Source organism: Achromobacter mucicolens (genome assembly GCF_902859725.1).
GTDB classification, from domain to species: domain Bacteria; phylum Pseudomonadota; class Gammaproteobacteria; order Burkholderiales; family Burkholderiaceae_B; genus Achromobacter; species Achromobacter mucicolens.
On record NZ_CADIJP010000027.1, the window covers coordinates 35,803 to 52,574 of the forward strand.

Here is a 16,772-nt window from a genome sequence, read left to right on the forward strand (position 1 = left end):
AAGATTTTGCTTTACCAGTGCTTTTTCTCGGGCCACCCCCTTTTTTTGACCCGCAAAAGTGAAATGCGCGACCTCGACCGAATAGACCTCAAAATCCTCGATATCCTGCAGCGCGAAGGCCGGATTTCGGTCACCGAATTGGCAGAGCGCGTCAGCCTGTCGGCCACCCCCTGCTCCGACCGCGTCAAGCGCATGGAGCGCGAGGGCGTCATCACGGGTTACCATGCGCGCGTCAATCCGGCGGCGCTAGGCAAGAACCTGCTCGTCTTCCTGGAGATCAAGCTGTCGGCCAAGTCGGGCGACGTCTTCGACAAGGTCAAGCAAGAGCTGCTGTACGTACCGGAAGTCATGGAGTGCCACCTGGTGTCGGGCGACTTCGACTATCTGGTCAAGGCCCGCCTGACCGAAATGAACGAGTACCGCCGTCTTTTGGGCGAAATCCTCAAGCGTCTGCCCGCCTCCGCCGAATCGCACAGCTACATCGTGATGGAGGAGATCAAGGAGACGCTCTTTCTGCCGGTGGACCGCTAGGGCCTGTTCACACTAAAAGATGGGATGCGCCCTGCCCCGGCCACCTGCGGCCGCCGGGTTGTTACCGAAAAAACCGTTGGCGGCTGCTATGCTGCGGCCCTCCCGGCGAACCAATGCGTTCGTCCGCCCCCTTTTTTTGCTCTTGCCTATGACCCGTCTTTATAAATACTTCTTTCGCGGCCTGATCACCGTCCTGCCGCTGGCGCTGACGATCTACCTGCTGTATCTCTTTCTGGCCTGGACGGAAGGCGTGGCGCTGACCTTCCTGCGTCCCTTCATCGGCGGCTTCTACGTGCCGGGCATGGGGCTGGCGCTGGGGATCCTGGGCATCCTGGCCATCGGCTATCTCGTGTCCAAGCAGCGCGTGCAGCGCGTTTTGACGCTGGTCGAGATGCCGTTCACCAACCTGCCGGTGGTCAAGAGCATCTATTCGTCGCTCAAGAGCTTTGCCGACTACTTTTCGCCCAGTTCCAAAAACACCGCCCAGCAGGTCGTCGTCCTGCGCATCCCGGGCCAGCAACTGGAGTTGGTGGGCCTGGTGACCCGCCGCGGCACGGACGGCCTGCCCGAAGGGTTCACGCAGGGCGACCGCGTCGCGGTCTACCTGCCGATGGGCTACATGATCGGGGGCTACACCGTCTTCGTGCCGCAGGAATGGGTGCAGCCCATCCAGATGTCCGTCGAGGAAGCCATGCGCTCGTCGCTGATCGCCTGGATGGCGCGCGCCGAAACCGGCAACAACCGCCCCGTGCCTCCCGCCGGCCCGCAGGCGCCCGCGCAGGCCCCGGGCGCTGCCCCGGCCGCCACTTCGGCAGCCAACCCCGCCGCCCCGGCCAATCCCGGCAACCCCGGCAACGGCCCGGCCTGACCCCGCCGCTTCGAAACCCCATCATGTCCATCATCGAATTCACGCTCGCCGAAGGCAGCCCCTATATCGAGATCAACCAGCTGCTGAAGGCGACCGGCCTGTGCGACAGCGGCGGCGCCGGCAAGATGCTGGTGGCGGACGGCCAGGTCAGCGTCGGCGGCGTGATCGAAACACGCAAGACGGCCAAGATCCGCGATGGCCAGATCGTGACCTGCGGCGGCGTGCGCATCGTGGTCCGCGCCTATGCCGGCCAGCATGACGACGCCGACGACAGCGCCTGATTTCCTGTTGACACCCATTCGCCGCGAGCCCTCATGAAACTGAAGATGTCCCAGAACTCCATTTTTGCCGTGCTGCTGCGCTCGCCGTGGTGGATGAGCGCCGGCGTGGCCGTGCTGCTCAGCGCCGGCGGCTTTGCCGCGCTGCCGCTGGAGTATGCCGCGATGGGCGTCTTTGCCGCGGTGCCGTTCGCCGTGATTTCCCTGATGGCGGCCTACAAGCAACTGCGCGCCCCGTCCGGCGCGCGTGTGCAGGCGGTCACCGAAGCGGTTGCCGCGATGTCGTGGGCCGACTTTTCAAGGACCGTTGAAGCTGGGTTCCGGCGCGACGGCTGCGAGGTCGAGCGCCTGCAAACGCCCGGCGCCGATTTCGCGCTGACCAAGGACGGCCACGTGGCGATCGTCAGCGCCAAACGCTGGAAGGCCGCCAGGAACGGCGTGGAGCCGCTGCGCGAACTGCAGGCCGTGCGCGAAAAGCGCGGCGCGCGCGAAGCCATCTACATCGCGCTGGGCGACGTATCCGACAACGCGCTGCAATACGCGAAGGCGCAGGGCGTCTCCCTGATGACGGCGCCGGAACTGTCCAAGCTGCTGCGCGACCTGAAAGCCTGAAAACCCGAATGCCGCCCGGCGCGGCCTACACCACCATTACCGACGTGGCCGCCACGACGCGCCACGCGCCCGATGCCAAATCGGGCGCCCAGGTCCGCATGAAGCGAAACGTGCCGTTGGCCGGGATCCCGTTGTAGCTGCCCGAGATGCGAGCCAGCACCGACACCACCGCGTAATCGCTTCGCGGCAGGATGCACTGCTCGGACAGATCCAACGCGTGAATCTTGAGTAGTCCGCCGCGGTGCGCGTCCAGGTCGTCCTTGCGCGTGACCGTCCAGCCCATGTGATTGACGAACAGCAGCTCCGGATCCAGCAGCGCCTCGAGCGCGGCAATGTCCGAGGACAGCATGGCCTGGCGCAGCCGTTCCTCGGCGGCCTGGATTGCGGCGGTGATCGAAGCGTGCATGGCGTGGGTTCCGGGAGTATCTTGGGGTGAAAACACGATTTTCGGCCCGAACTATACCTACGATTTTTCAAGATGACCTATCGCCTGCTTGCCGACCTCGTGCTGCTCATCCACGGACTGTTCGTCGCGTTCGTGGTCTTTGGCGGCCTTCTGACGTTGTGGAAACCGCGCATGGCGTTCTGGCATCTGCCAGCGCTGGCCTGGGGCGCGCTGGTGATCGGCATGGGCTGGATCTGCCCGCTGACGCCGCTGGAGGTGTCGCTGCGCGAACGGGCCGGCCAGGAGGGCTACGCGGGCGGCTTCATCGAACACTACATCCTGGGCATCATCTACCCTGAAGGCATCACCCGGACCACGCAGATGCTGCTGGCGGCGCTGCTCATCGTGGGCAACCTTGTCATCTACACCGTGTGGGCGCGGCGCCGGGCAGGTGCGCGGCGTGAGGCCGCGGCGGCCTGCAGATAAGGGGCGCCGCGGCGCTTCCCGTTGCGCTACAGGCTACGCGCGATCACCAGGCGCTGGATGTCGCTGGTGCCTTCGTAGATCTGGCAGACGCGCACGTCGCGATAGATGCGCTCGACGGGAAAATCCTTCAGGTAGCCATAGCCGCCCAGCGTCTGGATCGCCGCCGAGCAGACCTTCTCGGCCATCTCGGACGCAAACAGCTTGGCCATGGAGGCCTCGGTCAGCGCCGGCCGGCCCGCTTCGCGCAAGGCCGCGGCGTGCAGCACCATCTGGCGCGCGGCGTGGATCTGGGTCGCCATGTCCGCCAGCCGGAACGACACGGCCTGGTGTTCGATGATCGGTTTGCCGAAGGCCTGGCGGTCGCGGGCGTAGTCGCGCGCGCATTCGAAGGCGGCGCGCGCCATGCCGACCGATTGCGCCGCGATGCCGATGCGGCCGCCCTCCAGATTGGACAGGGCGATCTTGTAGCCCTCGCCTTCCTCGCCCAGCCGCCAGGCGGCCGGAATGCGCATGTCCTCAAAGGCAATCTGGCAGGTGTCGGACGCGTGCTGCCCGAGCTTGTCTTCCACCCGCAGCACTTTGTAGCCGGGCGTGCTGGTGGGCACGATGAACGCGGAGATGCCGCGCTTGCCCGCGTCCGGGTCGGTGACCGCGAACACGATGACGGTCTGCCCGTTGCGGCCCGACGTGATGAACTGCTTGGCGCCATTCAGGATGTAGTCGCCGCCGTCGCGCCGCGCGCGGGTATGCAGGCTGCTGGCGTCGGACCCGGCCTGCGGCTCGGTCAGCGCGAACGCGCCGATGTGTTCGCCGCGCGCCAGCGGACGCAGGAACTGCGCCTTCTGTTCGTCGTTGCCGAACTTCAGAATGGGCATGCAGCCGACCGAGTTGTGCACGCTCATGATGGTGGAGCAGGCGCCGCTGCCCGCGGCGATTTCCTCCAGCGCCACCGCGTACGCGATGTAGCCGCTGTCGTTGCCATCCCACGCTTCCGGCACCAGCATGCCGAAAAATCCCAGTTGCGCCATCTCGGCGATGGCATCGGCGGGATAGTGATGCTCGCGATCCCAACGCTCGGCGTTGGGCGCCAGGCGCTCCTGGGCAAACCGGCGCGCCATCTCCTGGACGCTTTGCTGTTCGTCGGTCAAAAGCATGCTTGTCTCTCCTGCGGCAGCCGGCGGGCAAGCCGCGGCGCGCGATTCTTGTGGTGTGCACGCGCGGCGCATGACGGAACGCGCCGCGTGATTGCGAGAATACACCGGCGCAGGCTAGGCCCGGGGCGCATCCTGTTCCGCGCGCTGCTGCGCCGGCCCCATCGCGCGGCTCAGGTTGTAGGCCGTGTTCACCAGCCCGATGTGCGAGAACCCCTGCGGAAAATTGCCCACCAGCCGGCGCCGCACCACGTCGTATTCCTCGGACAGCAGCCCCAGGTCGTTGCGCAGCGACAGCAGGCGGTCGAAAAGCCGCTGCGCATCGCCCAGCCGCCCTTGCATCACGTAGGCATCCGCCAGCCAGAAGCTGCAGGCCAGGAACACGCCCTCCTCGCCTTCCAGGCCATCGTCGGTGTCCTGGACGGCGTATCGGCGCACCAGCCCGCCGTGCATGAGCTCACGCTCGATCGCGTGCACAGTGCCCGTCACGCGCGGGTCGTTGGGCGGCAGAAAGCCCACCTGCGGGATCAGCAGCAGGCTGGCGTCCAGCGCTCGCGAGCCGTAGCTCTGCACGAAGCAGCCGCGCGTGCGGTCGTAACCGTTCTCGCAGATGTCCTTGTGGATGCGTTCGCGAATCCGGCGCCAGACATCCACCGGCCCCTTCAATCCCCAGCGCTCGCAGGCCTTGACCGCCCGGTCGAACGCCACCCAGCACATCACCCGCGAATGCGTGAAGGCGCGGCGTTCGCCCCGCACCTCCCAGATGCCGTGGTCCAGTTCGCGCCAACGCTGCTCCAGCGGCTTGAGCAGCACGTTCTGCAGGCGCCAGGCCTCGGCCAGCGGCGCCAGGTCGGCAACGCGGGCCGCATACAAGGTGTCGATGAGCTCACCATAGATGTCGAGCTGACTCTGCCCGGCCGCACCATTGCCCCGGCGTACGGGCCGGCTGCCCTCGTAGCCGGGCAGCCAGGGGATTTCCAGCTCCGGCAGCCAGCGGTCTCCGGCGATGCCGTACATGATCTGCAACTGGTCGGGGTGCCCGGCCACCGCGCGCAGCAGCCATTGCCGCCATGCCTCGGCTTCCTCGCGATACCCGGCGTTGAGCAAGGCGTACAGCGTCAGCGCCGAGTCGCGCAGCCAGCAATGCCGGTAATCCCAATTGCGGCCGCCGCCCAGCTGTTCGGGCAGCGAGGTGGTCGGCGCGGCGATGATCCCGCCGGTGGGCTGGAACGTCAGCAACTTCAGCGTGATCAGCGAGCGCACCACCGCGTCGCGGGTGCCGTCGCCCGGTCCGTCCCAATGGCAGCGCTTGGACCACTCCTGCCACCACGAGACGGTGCGGTCCATGCTTTCGACCCGGTCGGGCACGAACCGGGGCGTGCGGTGCGAGCGGTGATACGACAGGGTGAACGGCACGACGCGCCCGGGATGCACCGCAAAGCGCGCGGTCGTCTTCATGTCGTGGCCTTCCAGCTCGATGGGCGTGTGCAGCTCGACCGCGTCCGGCCCGGCGATGGCGTTGAGCCCGTAATCGCGCCGCCGCACCCACGGCACGCTCTGGCCGTAGTTAAAGCGCAGGATCAGCTCCATGTCCATCTGCACGTGGCCGGACTCGCCGCGCACGATGCGCACGACATCCACCCGCTCGTCGTCGTCGCTGAGCGGCATGAAGTCTTGCACCAGCACGGACCCCGTGCGGGTCTCGAAACGGGTTTCCAGCACCGCGGTGTCGGGCACGTAGCGGCGCGACGTCGCGCGGACCTTGCCGTGCGGCGCAATGAGCCAGCGCCCATGGCTCTGGTCGCCCAGCAACGCGGCAAAGCACGCGGGCGAATCGAAGTGCGGCAGGCACAACCAGTCGATCGAGCCGTCCCGCGCGACCAGCGCCGCGGACAGCATGTTGCCGATGAGGCCGTAATCCTCGAGCGGTTTGGACATGCCGTTCCTCAACCCGCGCCGCGGAATTCGGGATACAGCGTCATGCCGCCATCCACGAAGAGCGTGGTGCCGGTGACGTAATCCGACGCATCGCCCGCCAGCCACACGGCGGCCTGTGCAATGTCCTCGGGCTCGCCGATCCGGCCGTAGGGGATGAGTTCCAGCAGCTTGGCCAGCGCCTGCGGCGTGTCCCACGCCGGCTGGTTGATCGCGGTGCGAATGGCGCCGGGCGCAATGGAGTTGACCCGGATCCGATCCGGCGCCAGTTCCTGGGCCAGCGATTTCATCAGCAGCGAAATGCCGCCCTTGGAGGCCGCGTAGTTCACCTGAAACGCCCACGGGATCACTTCGTGGACCGAACTGATGAACAGGATGTTGCCCACAGAGCGCTTTTGGCGGGCGGGATCCGGGGCCTGCGACTTGAAGGCCCGGGCCGCCGCCCGGGCGCAGAGGAAGTGCCCGGTCAGATTGACGTCGATCACCCGCTGCCAGTCCGCGAGCGTCATGTCGGCGATGGGCGACGGGTGCTCGACGCCCGCGTTGTTGACCAGGATATCCACCCGGCCGAAATGCTGCACGGCCTGCTCGAACAGATGATCGACGTCGGCTTCGCGGCTGATGTCGGCGGCCGCCGCCACCGCCGTGCCGCCGCTGCGCTGGATCGATTCCACCACCGCCGCGCCGCGGGCCTGCGAATCGCCACCAGCCCGGTGGTTCACCACCACCCGCGCACCCGCTTGCGCCAGGCCGATTGCCACGGCGCGCCCGATACCGGAAGACGCGCCCGTCACCACGGCCACGCGGCCGTCCAGGTCAGTCGTGTGCTGCATGCCAGTCTCCTTGGCGGTCGGCATGGGCCGGCCGCCGGTGTAGAGGAATCCAGGGTAGTCCCGCGCAAGGGGCCGGCGCAACCCGGCCGTTTCGGGACGACGGACAGCAAGCGGCATTCCTCAAGGCAACGCTTAATGCAACACCATAAGTTGCATAACAAGCCGACGGCTTCTATCATGCAACTTTCAAAGTATCGAAACCTCGAATCTCAGCCCCTGAGTTCAGTCCGTTCCGGAGGATCCTTCATGCACTACGACGTCATCATCATCGGCGGCAGCTTTGCCGGCCTGTCCGCCGCCATGCAATTGGCGCGAGCCCGCCGGCAGGTACTGCTGGTCGATGCCGCCCGGCCCCGCAACCGCTACGCCGCGCACGCACACGGATTTCTGGGCCAAGACGGCGTGCCGCCGCAGGAGATCGTGGCCAACGCCCGCGCGCAGCTTGCGCGGTATCCAACGGTGTCGTTCCTGGACGGCGAAGCGATTCAGGCGCTGGCGCAGGACGGCGGTTTTGCCGTCGTCATGGCCGGCGGCGAGCAGGTGCGCGGCGCGCGCCTGATCCTGGCGACCGGCATGCGCGACGAACTGCCGCCACTGCCCGGATTGCAGGCGCGCTGGGGCCAGACCGTGCTGCACTGCCCGTACTGCCACGGCTTCGAGGTGGCGGGCGAACCGCTGGGCGTGCTGGCCGCGCATCCGATGTCGGTTCACCAGGCGATGTTGCTGCCCGATTGGGGCCCGACAACCTACTTCACGCAGGGCCAGTTCGAACCGTCGCCCGAGGACGCGCGCCATCTTGCCGCGCGCGGCGTCCGCGTGGAACGCACGCCCGTCGTGGCGCTGCGGGGCGACGCGCCAGCCCTGACCGGCGTGGTGCTGGCCGACGGCCGCGAGGTGCCGCTACGCGCGCTGTTTGTCGCCAGCCGCGTCCACATGGCCAGCCCGCTGGCGGGACAGCTGGGCTGCGAATTCGACGAGGGGCCGCTGGGGCCAGTCATTCGTGTGGACGACATGAAGCAGACGACCGTGCCCGGCGTGTTCGCCGCGGGCGACGCGTCGACCCCGATGTCCAACGCCACGCTGGCCAGCGCCTCGGGCGTCATGGCGGGCGTGTGCGCGCACCGCTCGCTGGTCATGTCATGACGTCATGCAGGCGGGGCCCTGGCCCGTGCATAATGGCGGGATTGCCGGCCCGCTCTCCGCATGGAGCACGGGCCGCATGTTCATCCGACCATGCATCCAGGAGCAGCCGTGCTGGATCCCATCCTCGCCGAACTTTCCACTACCCTGCCCGCCGCCAAGTCGGTCGAGCAGTTGACGCGCCCGCTGCTGGACATGCTGGGCGCTGTAACCGGGCTTGAATCGACGTACCTCACCTCGGTCGACCTGAAGGCCGAGCTGCAACACGTGCGCTACGCGCGCAACGTGGGACACCTGCAGATCCCGGAAGGCCTGTCAGTGCCCTGGGACGACACGCTGTGCAAGCGCGCGCTGGACGAAGGCCGCATGAGCACCAGCAACGTCGCGCAGTGCTGGCCCGACTCGGCCGCGGCCCGGCAATTGGGCATACAGACCTACGTCAGCACGCCGGTGCGCGCCGACGATGGCGCCTTGTACGGAACGCTGTGCGCCGCCAGCGCCCGCCGCCACGACATCAGTCCCGAGGCCGAAGCGGTGCTGAAACTGTTTTCCAGCGTGATCGCCAGTTTCATCGAGCGCGAAATGCTGGTTGAGCAACTGCATGCCGCCAACGTGCAGCTCATGTCGTATGCGCTGACCGACACGCTGACGGGCCTGCCCAACCGGCGCGCGCTTTACGAAGCGCTGGACCGCCTGTTGGCGCGGGCCGTGCGCGAACACGGCAGCGTGCTGGTCGGCGTCATCGACCTGGATGGGTTCAAGAGCATCAACGATACGTACGGCCACCAGGCGGGCGACACCTTTCTGCAGGAAGTTTCGCGGCGCATGGCCGCGGCGCTGCGCGGATCGGACATGCTGGGACGCGTGGGCGGTGACGAGTTCGTTCTGATCGGCCCCGGCCCCGCGCTGATCCGCAAACTGTCCGACGCGGGCGGCGTGGCGCAACAGGCCGAAGCCGAAGACGCGGCGCGCGCCATGGAAGAACGCGTACTGGCTGCCACGATGGGTCGCTATCCGCTGGGCGAAACCACGGTGGCCTATGAGGGCGCCAGCGCCGGCGTAGTGGCGCTGGACCCCACCGGACTGGACGCCGAAGCGGCCGTCCGGCTGGCCGATTCGCGGATGTATGAAATCAAGCAGGCGCGCCGCGCGGCGCGCACCATTCACTGATTGGCCGCGCGCCGCATCGGCCTTCGATGCGCCGGCGCGCGGGCGCGCGCCTATTGCAGCTGCGCTTTAAAGAACGCCGTCACGCGGGCGTTCAGGTCCCGGTGGAATGCGGTGCGGTCAAAGCCTGCCTCATCGCGGCAGATGCCGGGCGATGCCTCGGCCTGTTCGGCGCCGCACGGCGCAAGAAACGCGAAATGTCCGGCGCCGGCGGCCACCTGGTAATCCGGCGCGGCGCCCAGGCCCTCGCGCACCGCTTGCACGCTGGCGGGGCTGACGCCATCGCCGCCCTGCGCCGACGCCCAGAGCTGAATCGGCAGCGACACGCGCTTGAGCGCATCTTCCGGAAAGACGTTGAGCGGATCGGCAATGACCGCCGCCTTGATGCGCGCGTCCTGCGGATACGGTTGCTGCGGCACCCGGCCCGCCGCGATGTCGCGGCACATGGGCAGCGATGCCTGGCCGTCACAGATTGCCAGCCCCGACGCCAGGTCCGGCACCGCACCCGCCAGCACCAGGCCTGTGTAACCGCCCCGTGAAAAACCAAAGAAGCCGATCTTGTCGGGATCCAGCCTTGCCTTGTCGGCCCACGTGCCGGTCATGTAGTCGATCAGACGGCGCACTTCGCGCGGCCGGGTGGAAAAAATGGACAGATAGCCCTGGCGCGACTTGTCCTGCGCGTTGTCGCCCACGTGATTGATCGCCGCCACCACGAAGCCCGCATCGGCGAGCGCGGCGGCGGTGTCATGGTGACTGAGGTACGAGCCCGCCGAGCCGTGCGACATAACGATGAGCGGGTAGCGGCCTTCGGGCAGCTTGCAGCCCTGCACGCCCTGGATGGTGACGCGGCCCACCTTGATCTCGCCGGCCGGTTCGGCGCAGGGCGTCCAGATCGCGCCTTGCAGGCCAGGACCGTTCTGGTCCATGGGCAGGTTCAGGCGTTGAAAACCGGCGGCGTGCGCAATGCCGGCGGACAGGGCCAGCGCAGCAGAAACCAGGGAGACGGCGAGCTTGGAGACGGGCATGCAGGACAGGATTCGTAGAGGGGCGCGGCGCGCGGATGGCGCGATTGTGACATGCGCGATCCCCCGGCGGCGCGAGGCCCGGACGTGCAAAAAAGAACGCCACAGGCAGCCTGTGGCGTTCATGCGTTGACGGCAGGTCAGGCGCTTACCGCACCTTCCCCGCCTTCCACGCCGACAGCAACTGGTCGTACGGGATCGTTTCGCCCTTGGGCTTTTCATTGGCCAGCTTCTTCCACGGCGCGTGCTGGTCGGACAGCCACTTGCTGGGATCGCTCTTGGGATTGAGCTTGGGCGCGCATTGAGCCATCCCGGCCCGTTCAAGCCGCGCCATCACCTGATCCATTTCGTTCGCCAGATTGTCCATGGCCGCCTGCGGGGTCTTTTCGCCCGTGACCGCGGTGGCGACGTTCTTCCACCACAGCTGCGCCAGCTTCGGATAATCCGGCACGTTGGTGCCGGTCGGCGTCCACGCCACGCGCGCCGGGCTGCGGTAGAACTCGATCAGACCGCCGTAGTTGGCCGCGTTCTTGGTGAAGAATTCGCTATTGATGTCGCTGTCGCGGATGAAGGTCAGGCCCGTGATCGACTTTTTCAGCGACACCGACTTGGACGTGACGAACTGCGCATACAGCCACGCGGCCGCCATCTTGTCGGGGTTGGTGGACTTGAAGAACGTCCACGATCCCACGTCCTGGTAGCCGTTCTGCATGCCGTCCTTCCAGTACGGACCATAGGGCGACGGGGCCATGCGCCACTTCGGCGTGCCGTCGTCGTTCACGACCGGCAGGCCCTTCTTAGTCATATCGGCGGTAAAGGCCGTGTACCAGAAGATCTGCTGCGCGATCTGGCCCTGCGCCGGCACGGGCCCCGCCTCCGAGAAGGTCATGCCCATGGCCTGCTGCGGCGCGAACTTCTTCATCCAGTCGATGTACTTGGTCAGCGCGTACACGGCGGCCGGACTGTTGGTGGCCCCGCCTCGCGAGACCGACGCGCCGACCGGCGTGCATTTGTCGTCCGCGACGCGGATGCCCCACTCGTCCACCGGCATGCCGTTGGGCAGACCCTTGTCGGCCGCTCCCGCCATGGACAGCCACGCATCGGTGAAGCGCCAGCCCAGCGACGGGTCTTTCTTGCCGTAGTCCATGTGGCCGTAGACGCGCTTGCCATCGATCTCCTTGACGTCGTTGGAGAAGAACGTGGCGATGTCTTCGTACGCGGACCAGTTGGTGGGCACGCCCAGTTCATAACCGTACTTGGCCTTGAATTTTTCCTTCAGATCCGGGCGGGCGAACCAGTCGGCGCGGAACCAGTAGACGTTGGCGAATTGCTGGTCCGGCAACTGATACAGCTTGCCGTCGGGCGCCGTCGTGAACTTGGTGCCGATGAAGTCCTTCAGATCCAATCCGGGATTGGTCCATTCCTTGCCCGCCCCGGCCATGTAGTCGGACAGCGGCAGGATGGCGCCATAGCGGTAGTGGGTGCCGATCAGGTCGGAATCGGAGATCCAGCCGTCGTAGATGGACTTGCCCGATTGCATGGACGTCTGCAGCTTTTCGACGACGTCGCCTTCCTGGATAAGGTCGTGGTTGACCTTGATGCCGGTGATCTCGGCAAAAGCCTTGGCCAGCACCTTGGATTCGTACTCGTGCGTGGTGATGGTTTCGGACACCACGCTGACCTCATTGATGCCCTTGGCCTTGAGCTTGGCCGCGGCATCGATGAACCATTTCATTTCGGCCATCTGCTGTTCCTTGGACAGCGACGACGGCTGGAACTCCGAATCGACCCACTTCTTCGCCTCCGGCTCGCCGGCCCAAGCCCCTGACGTTCCGATCAGGGCGATAGCGGCCGCCATGGCGTGCATGCGCAATTTCATGACCTGTCTCCTCGATAAGTCTTCCCCTATCGTGCTGCGGACCGCTGGCCGGGGAAGACGCTGGCCGATAGTCCTTTTCCTGACTGCCCGAAACCGACGAAGGGTCTGGCTCCCTTCTCTCACCCTTTTTTCATGATGAAGGCCAGCAGCAGCATGGACAGCACGAAGCTGATCCACACCGACGGCGGCTGATCCAGTGAAAACCACTCGACCGCTTTCTGGCCAAACCCCAGGAACGCCAGGTTCAGCCACGCCGCGGCCATCAGGCCGATGAACAGCCGGTCGCCGCGCGTGGTGCGCAGGGGCAAAAAGCCCTTTCGCTCCTGCGTGGGCGACTTCAGCTCCCAAATCGTCATGCCGACCAGCATCAGGACGATGCAGCTGAAGAACACGGCGACCGGGGTGGTCCACACCATCCAGCTGAACATGGCTGCGCCCTCCTGTTGTCCAGATGCCTACACGCGGCCCATCGCGAAGCCCTTCGCGATGTAGTGCCGCACGAACCAGATGACGATGCCGCCCGGCACGATGGTCAGCACGCCCGCCGCGGCCAGGACGCCCCAATCCATGCCGGAGGCCGACACGGTGCGCGTCATGGTCGCGACAATGGGCTTGGCATTGACCGAGGTCAGCGTGCGCGCCAGCAGCAATTCCACCCAGCTGAACATGAAGCAGAAGAACGCCGCCACGCCGACGCCCGACTTGATGAGCGGCAGGAATATCGTCAGGAAAAAGCGCGGGAACGAATAGCCGTCCACGTAGGCGGTCTCGTCGATCTCGCGCGGCACGCCCGACATGAAGCCTTCCAGGATCCACACCGCCAGCGGCACGTTGAACACCAGGTGCGCCAACGCCACGGCCAGGTGCGTGTCCATGAGGCCGAACGAGCTGTAGAGCTGAAAGAACGGCAAGAGGAACACGGCGGGCGGCGTCATGCGGTTGGTGAGCAGCCAGAAGAACACGTGCTTGTCGCCGATGAAGCGGTAGCGCGAAAACGCGTAGGCGGCCGGCAGCGCCACGCCCAGCGAGACGACCGTGTTGATGACGACGTAGATCAGCGAATTGATGTAGCCCGAATACCAGGCCGGGTCCGTGAAGATGGTGCGGTAGTGCTCGAAGGTGAAGTCACGCGGCCAGAGCGTCAGCGTGCTGACGATCTCGGTGTTGGACTTGAACGACATGTTCAGCATCCAGTACAGCGGCAGGATCGCGAACACCAGGTACAGCGTCAGGAAGGCGCCGCGCCACCAGGAGGATTTCTCACGCATTTGCCCGCTCCTCGTCGAAGCCGCCCGTGGTGCCCGCGCGCTGCATCCAGTTGTAGAGGATGAAGCACAGCAGCAGGATGATCAGGAAATAGATGATCGAGAACGCCGCCGCGGGGCCCAGGTCGAACTGTCCCACGGCCTTCTGCGTCAGGTATTGCGACAGGAAGGTGGTGGCGTTGCCCGGGCCGCCGCCGGTCAGCACGAAGGGCTCGGTGTAGATCATGAAGCTGTCCATGAAGCGCAGCAGCACCGCGATCATCAGCACGCCACGCATCTTGGGCAACTGGATATAGCGGAAGACGGCAAAGCGCGAGGCGCCGTCGATCCGCGCGGCCTGGTAGTACGCATCGGGGATGGCGCGCAGCCCCGCGTAGCACAGCAGCGCCACCAGTGGCGTCCAGTGCCACACGTCCATTACCAGCACGGTAAGCCAGGCGTCGACGTCGTTGCCCGTGTAGTTGTAGTCCACGCCCAGCCACGACAGCGTGGCGCCCAGCAGGCCGATGTCGGTGCGGCCGAACACCTGCCAGATCGTGCCGACGACATTCCACGGAATCAGCAACGACAGCGCGATGATCACCAGCACGGCCGACGCGCGCCAGCCGCTGGCGGGCATCGACAGCGCCAGCAGGATGCCCAGCGGGATCTGGATCAGCAGCACCGCGAACGAGAACCCGATCTGCCGAAAGAGCGCGCCGTGCAGCTCCTCGTCCTGCAGCACCGCGGCGAACCACTCGGTGCCGACGAAGACGCGGCGCTCCGGCGAGATGATGTCCTGCACCGAATAGTTGACGATGGTCATCAGCGGCAGAATGGCCGAGAACGCCACGCACAGCACGACCGGCATGACCAGGAACCAGGCCCGGTGATCGGTGGGTTTCATGGGATCAGCACCTCGTCGCGGTAGAAGCAGGTATGCGGGTTGAGCACGGACAGCCAAACCGTGCCGCCCTTGCCTTCGGTGACGATGTTGCTGCCCAGCCGGGCGCGCACTGCCGTGCCCTCGAAGTCGGCGACCAGCAGCGTGTAGGTGCCCACGTCCTGCACGCGCTCCACGCGCATCGGCACGGCGCCGGGCGCCCCGGCCTCGGCCAGCCGCAGGTATTCGGGCCGCACACCCAGCTTGACCGGCCCCGCGTCCCGCAGCTTGGCGGCCACGGCCTCGGGCACGCCGTCCAGGTGGCGCTGCCCCACCATCAGCGCGCTATCGCGCCACTGCGCGGGCAGAAAGTTCATGCCGGGCGAGCCGATGAAATGGCCGACGAAGGTGTGCGCGGGCCGCTCAAAGAGGTCGTCCGCGCTGCCCACCTGCACCGCGCGGCCCCGCGCCATGACCATCACCTGGTCGGCAAACGTCAGCGCCTCGGTCTGGTCGTGGGTCACGTAGATCAGCGTCAGCTTGAATTCGTGGTGAATTTCCTTGAGCTTGCGCCGCAGCTCCCACTTGAGCTGCGGGTCGATGACGGTAAGCGGTTCGTCGAACAGGATGGCCGACACGTCGCTGCGCACCAGCCCGCGGCCCAGCGAAATCTTCTGCTTGGCGTCCGCCGTCAGGCCGCTGGCGCGGCGATCCAGGACGTTGGACATTTCCAGCATTTCGGCGATGCGGCCCACGCGCTCGCGGATGCGCTCGGGCGGCACGCCGCGGTTGCGCAGCGGAAACGCCAGGTTTTCGGCGACCGTCATGGTGTCGTACACCACAGGAAACTGGAACACCTGGGCGATGTTGCGCGCCTGCGGGGTCTTGTCGGTGACGTCCTGGCCGTCGAACAGAATGCGCCCGTGCGACGGCCGCAGCAGGCCCGACACGCAATTGAGCAGCGTGGTCTTGCCGCAGCCCGAGGGCCCCAGCAACGCATAGGCGCCGCCGTCGCGAAAAGTGAATTGCAGCGGCAACAGCGCGTAGTCGTCATCGGACTGGGGATGGGCGACGTAGGAATGGGACAGGTCCAGCTCGATCTGCGCCATCAGGCCACCTCCCCCGCGCCGGCCGGCTGGCGCGGTGCGGCCAGAAGTGCGCCGTCCGCGCCGAAGGCATAGGTCTGGGCCGGATCGAAGTACAGCTGCACCCGCTCGTCCAGCTTGTAGCGGTGCACGCCGGGCAGCTGGGCCACGACGTCGCCCGCGGCCGTCTCGGCGTGCACGAAGGTATCGGAACCCGAGATTTCGGCCAGCGTCACCCGGCCGGGCAGCGCCACGTGGCCGGGCCGGGCCTCCACATCCAGCGCCCCGGCCCGCAGGCCGGCCGTAATGCCGGCCTCGGCGCCCGGCGGCAGCGCGCGCGCCACCGCCACGTCGCCCTGAAGCACGAAGCCGCCGTTGTCGCGGCGGGCGGCGAACAAGTTCATCGGCGGATCGCTGAACGCGCGCGCCACGCGGATCGAATTGGGCCGGTGAAAGACGTCGGCCGTGGGGCCGTACTGCAGCAGTTCGCCCGCGTCGAGCACGGCGGTGTGGCCGCCCAGCAACAGCGCCTCGCCGGGTTCGGTCGTGGCGTAGACCACGGTCGAGCGCCCCTGCGCAAACAATTCCGACAGTTCGTCGCGCAATTCCTCGCGCAGCTTGTAGTCCAGGTTGACCAGCGGCTCGTCCAGCAGGATCAGCGGGGCGTCCTTGGCCAGCGCCCGGGCCAGCGCCACCCGCTGCTGCTGGCCGCCCGACAGCTCGGATGGGTAGCGGTCCAGCAGATGATCGATGTGCAGGCGCGCCGCCATCGCGTGGACTTTTTCGCGCGTATTGGCCTCGCCGCGCAGCTTGAGCGGCGAGGCGATGTTGTCGTAGACCGACATGGACGGATAGTTGATGAACTGCTGGTACACCATGGCCACGTTGCGCTGGCGGACCGGCACGCCGGTGACATCGGCGCCGTCAACTCGCACGCGGCCTTCGGTGGGCCGGTCCAGGCCGGCCATGATGCGCATCAGGGAGGTCTTGCCGGCCAGAGTGGCCCCCAGCAGGACGGTCATGGCGCCGGGAACCGGGGCCAGGCTCATGGGATACAGGTGCGTCTGCGAGCCGGCCCGCAAAGCTATCCCGTCCAAGGTCAGCTGCATCTAGTCTCCTCAACCTACTTATACGTCCCTGTTTTCTACGGACTTCGGTATTCGGCACAGCGTCCCGCCCGTTGCGGCGGCGCGATCACGCGCCGAGGCAACAGGATGAGCATACTCTTTCAGATGGCTTTCGTTTTTTGTGCGTTTTACCGAAGAAGCGAACA

18 protein-coding genes are annotated in these 16,772 nt (G+C 66.5%); 7 read left to right on the plus strand and 11 right to left on the minus strand.

The genetic code is table 11. The annotated features are described in order from the left end of the window. Positions 1-63: 63 nt before the first annotated feature. The 4 genes from HV786_RS25185 (at position 64) to HV786_RS25200 (ending at position 2,289) form a co-directional block, all read left to right on the plus strand. On the plus strand, positions 64-531 hold the full coding sequence (locus HV786_RS25185; RefSeq protein ID WP_128829451.1) for a winged helix-turn-helix transcriptional regulator: 468 nt from the start codon (positions 64-66) through the stop codon (positions 529-531). 148 nt (positions 532-679) lie between these two features. Next, positions 680-1,399, plus strand: coding sequence for a DUF502 domain-containing protein (locus tag HV786_RS25190; RefSeq protein WP_175211991.1), 720 nt, complete (start codon positions 680-682; stop codon positions 1,397-1,399). A 23-nt stretch (positions 1,400-1,422) separates the two neighbouring features. Further along, the gene (locus HV786_RS25195) at positions 1,423-1,680 is read left to right on the plus strand and encodes an RNA-binding S4 domain-containing protein (protein ID WP_175211992.1); all 258 of its coding nucleotides are present in this window, start codon (positions 1,423-1,425) and stop codon (positions 1,678-1,680) included. 33 nt (positions 1,681-1,713) lie between these two features. Beyond that, a complete protein-coding gene (locus tag HV786_RS25200; protein WP_128829452.1) occupies positions 1,714-2,289 on the plus strand; it encodes a restriction endonuclease in 576 nt (191 codons plus the stop codon). A gap of 25 nt (positions 2,290-2,314) precedes the next feature. On the opposite strand, the gene HV786_RS25205 is transcribed toward HV786_RS25200, so the two are convergent. Then, positions 2,315-2,695, minus strand: a complete 381-nt coding sequence (locus tag HV786_RS25205) for a nuclear transport factor 2 family protein (RefSeq protein ID WP_128829453.1) — start codon at positions 2,693-2,695, stop codon at positions 2,315-2,317. A 72-nt stretch (positions 2,696-2,767) separates the two neighbouring features. Between HV786_RS25205 and HV786_RS25210 the strand changes: the two genes are divergently transcribed. Beyond that, positions 2,768-3,160, plus strand: a complete 393-nt coding sequence (locus HV786_RS25210; protein WP_128829454.1) for a DUF2784 domain-containing protein — start codon at positions 2,768-2,770, stop codon at positions 3,158-3,160. 26 nt (positions 3,161-3,186) lie between these two features. Here the strand turns inward: HV786_RS25210 and HV786_RS25215 are convergent, their stop codons facing one another. From HV786_RS25215 to HV786_RS25225, 3 genes are all read right to left on the minus strand, one after another. Next, positions 3,187-4,314 carry an acyl-CoA dehydrogenase family protein gene (locus HV786_RS25215; protein ID WP_128829455.1) on the minus strand — a complete coding sequence of 376 codons (1,128 nt, stop codon included), beginning with the start codon at positions 4,312-4,314 and terminating at the stop codon, positions 3,187-3,189. A gap of 114 nt (positions 4,315-4,428) precedes the next feature. Beyond that, complete coding sequence (locus tag HV786_RS25220; protein WP_128829456.1) at positions 4,429-6,249, minus strand: glycoside hydrolase family 15 protein; 1,821 nt, start codon at positions 6,247-6,249, stop codon at positions 4,429-4,431. An 8-nt stretch (positions 6,250-6,257) separates the two neighbouring features. After that, positions 6,258-7,079 carry a glucose 1-dehydrogenase gene (locus HV786_RS25225; RefSeq protein WP_128829457.1) on the minus strand — a complete coding sequence of 274 codons (822 nt, stop codon included), beginning with the start codon at positions 7,077-7,079 and terminating at the stop codon, positions 6,258-6,260. A 246-nt stretch (positions 7,080-7,325) separates the two neighbouring features. Between HV786_RS25225 and HV786_RS25230 the strand changes: the two genes are divergently transcribed. Both HV786_RS25230 and HV786_RS25235 read left to right on the plus strand, forming a co-directional pair. Further along, positions 7,326-8,222 carry an NAD(P)/FAD-dependent oxidoreductase gene (locus HV786_RS25230; protein ID WP_175211993.1) on the plus strand — a complete coding sequence of 299 codons (897 nt, stop codon included), beginning with the start codon at positions 7,326-7,328 and terminating at the stop codon, positions 8,220-8,222. A 111-nt stretch (positions 8,223-8,333) separates the two neighbouring features. Further along, positions 8,334-9,389, plus strand: coding sequence for a GGDEF domain-containing protein (locus tag HV786_RS25235; protein WP_252870455.1), 1,056 nt, complete (start codon positions 8,334-8,336; stop codon positions 9,387-9,389). Positions 9,390-9,439: 50 nt separating this feature from the next. Here HV786_RS25235 and HV786_RS25240 read toward each other — a convergent pair whose 3' ends face one another. The 7 genes from HV786_RS25240 to HV786_RS25270 all read right to left on the minus strand — a co-directional run bounded on the left by HV786_RS25240 (position 9,440) and on the right by HV786_RS25270 (position 16,608). Further along, positions 9,440-10,411 carry an alpha/beta hydrolase family protein gene (locus HV786_RS25240; protein ID WP_175211994.1) on the minus strand — a complete coding sequence of 324 codons (972 nt, stop codon included), beginning with the start codon at positions 10,409-10,411 and terminating at the stop codon, positions 9,440-9,442. A 145-nt stretch (positions 10,412-10,556) separates the two neighbouring features. Beyond that, positions 10,557-12,287 carry an ABC transporter substrate-binding protein gene (locus HV786_RS25245; protein WP_056317266.1) on the minus strand — a complete coding sequence of 577 codons (1,731 nt, stop codon included), beginning with the start codon at positions 12,285-12,287 and terminating at the stop codon, positions 10,557-10,559. Positions 12,288-12,406: 119 nt separating this feature from the next. Continuing rightward, complete coding sequence (locus HV786_RS25250; protein ID WP_056317261.1) at positions 12,407-12,715, minus strand: DUF2160 domain-containing protein; 309 nt, start codon at positions 12,713-12,715, stop codon at positions 12,407-12,409. Between the two features lie 27 nt (positions 12,716-12,742). Next, positions 12,743-13,555: a carbohydrate ABC transporter permease gene (locus HV786_RS25255; RefSeq protein WP_056317259.1), complete on the minus strand. Its 813-nt coding sequence runs from the start codon at positions 13,553-13,555 to the stop codon at positions 12,743-12,745. After that, positions 13,548-14,438: a carbohydrate ABC transporter permease gene (locus tag HV786_RS25260; protein WP_128829458.1), complete on the minus strand. Its 891-nt coding sequence runs from the start codon at positions 14,436-14,438 to the stop codon at positions 13,548-13,550. The genes HV786_RS25255 and HV786_RS25260 overlap by 8 nt, the downstream gene beginning before the upstream one ends. After that, positions 14,435-15,523 carry an ABC transporter ATP-binding protein gene (locus HV786_RS25265; protein ID WP_175211995.1) on the minus strand — a complete coding sequence of 363 codons (1,089 nt, stop codon included), beginning with the start codon at positions 15,521-15,523 and terminating at the stop codon, positions 14,435-14,437. Before HV786_RS25265 ends, HV786_RS25260 begins: the two co-directional genes overlap by 4 nt. Further along, positions 15,523-16,608, minus strand: coding sequence for an ABC transporter ATP-binding protein (locus HV786_RS25270; RefSeq protein WP_175211996.1), 1,086 nt, complete (start codon positions 16,606-16,608; stop codon positions 15,523-15,525). Before HV786_RS25270 ends, HV786_RS25265 begins: the two co-directional genes overlap by 1 nt. Positions 16,609-16,772 lie beyond the last annotated feature (164 nt).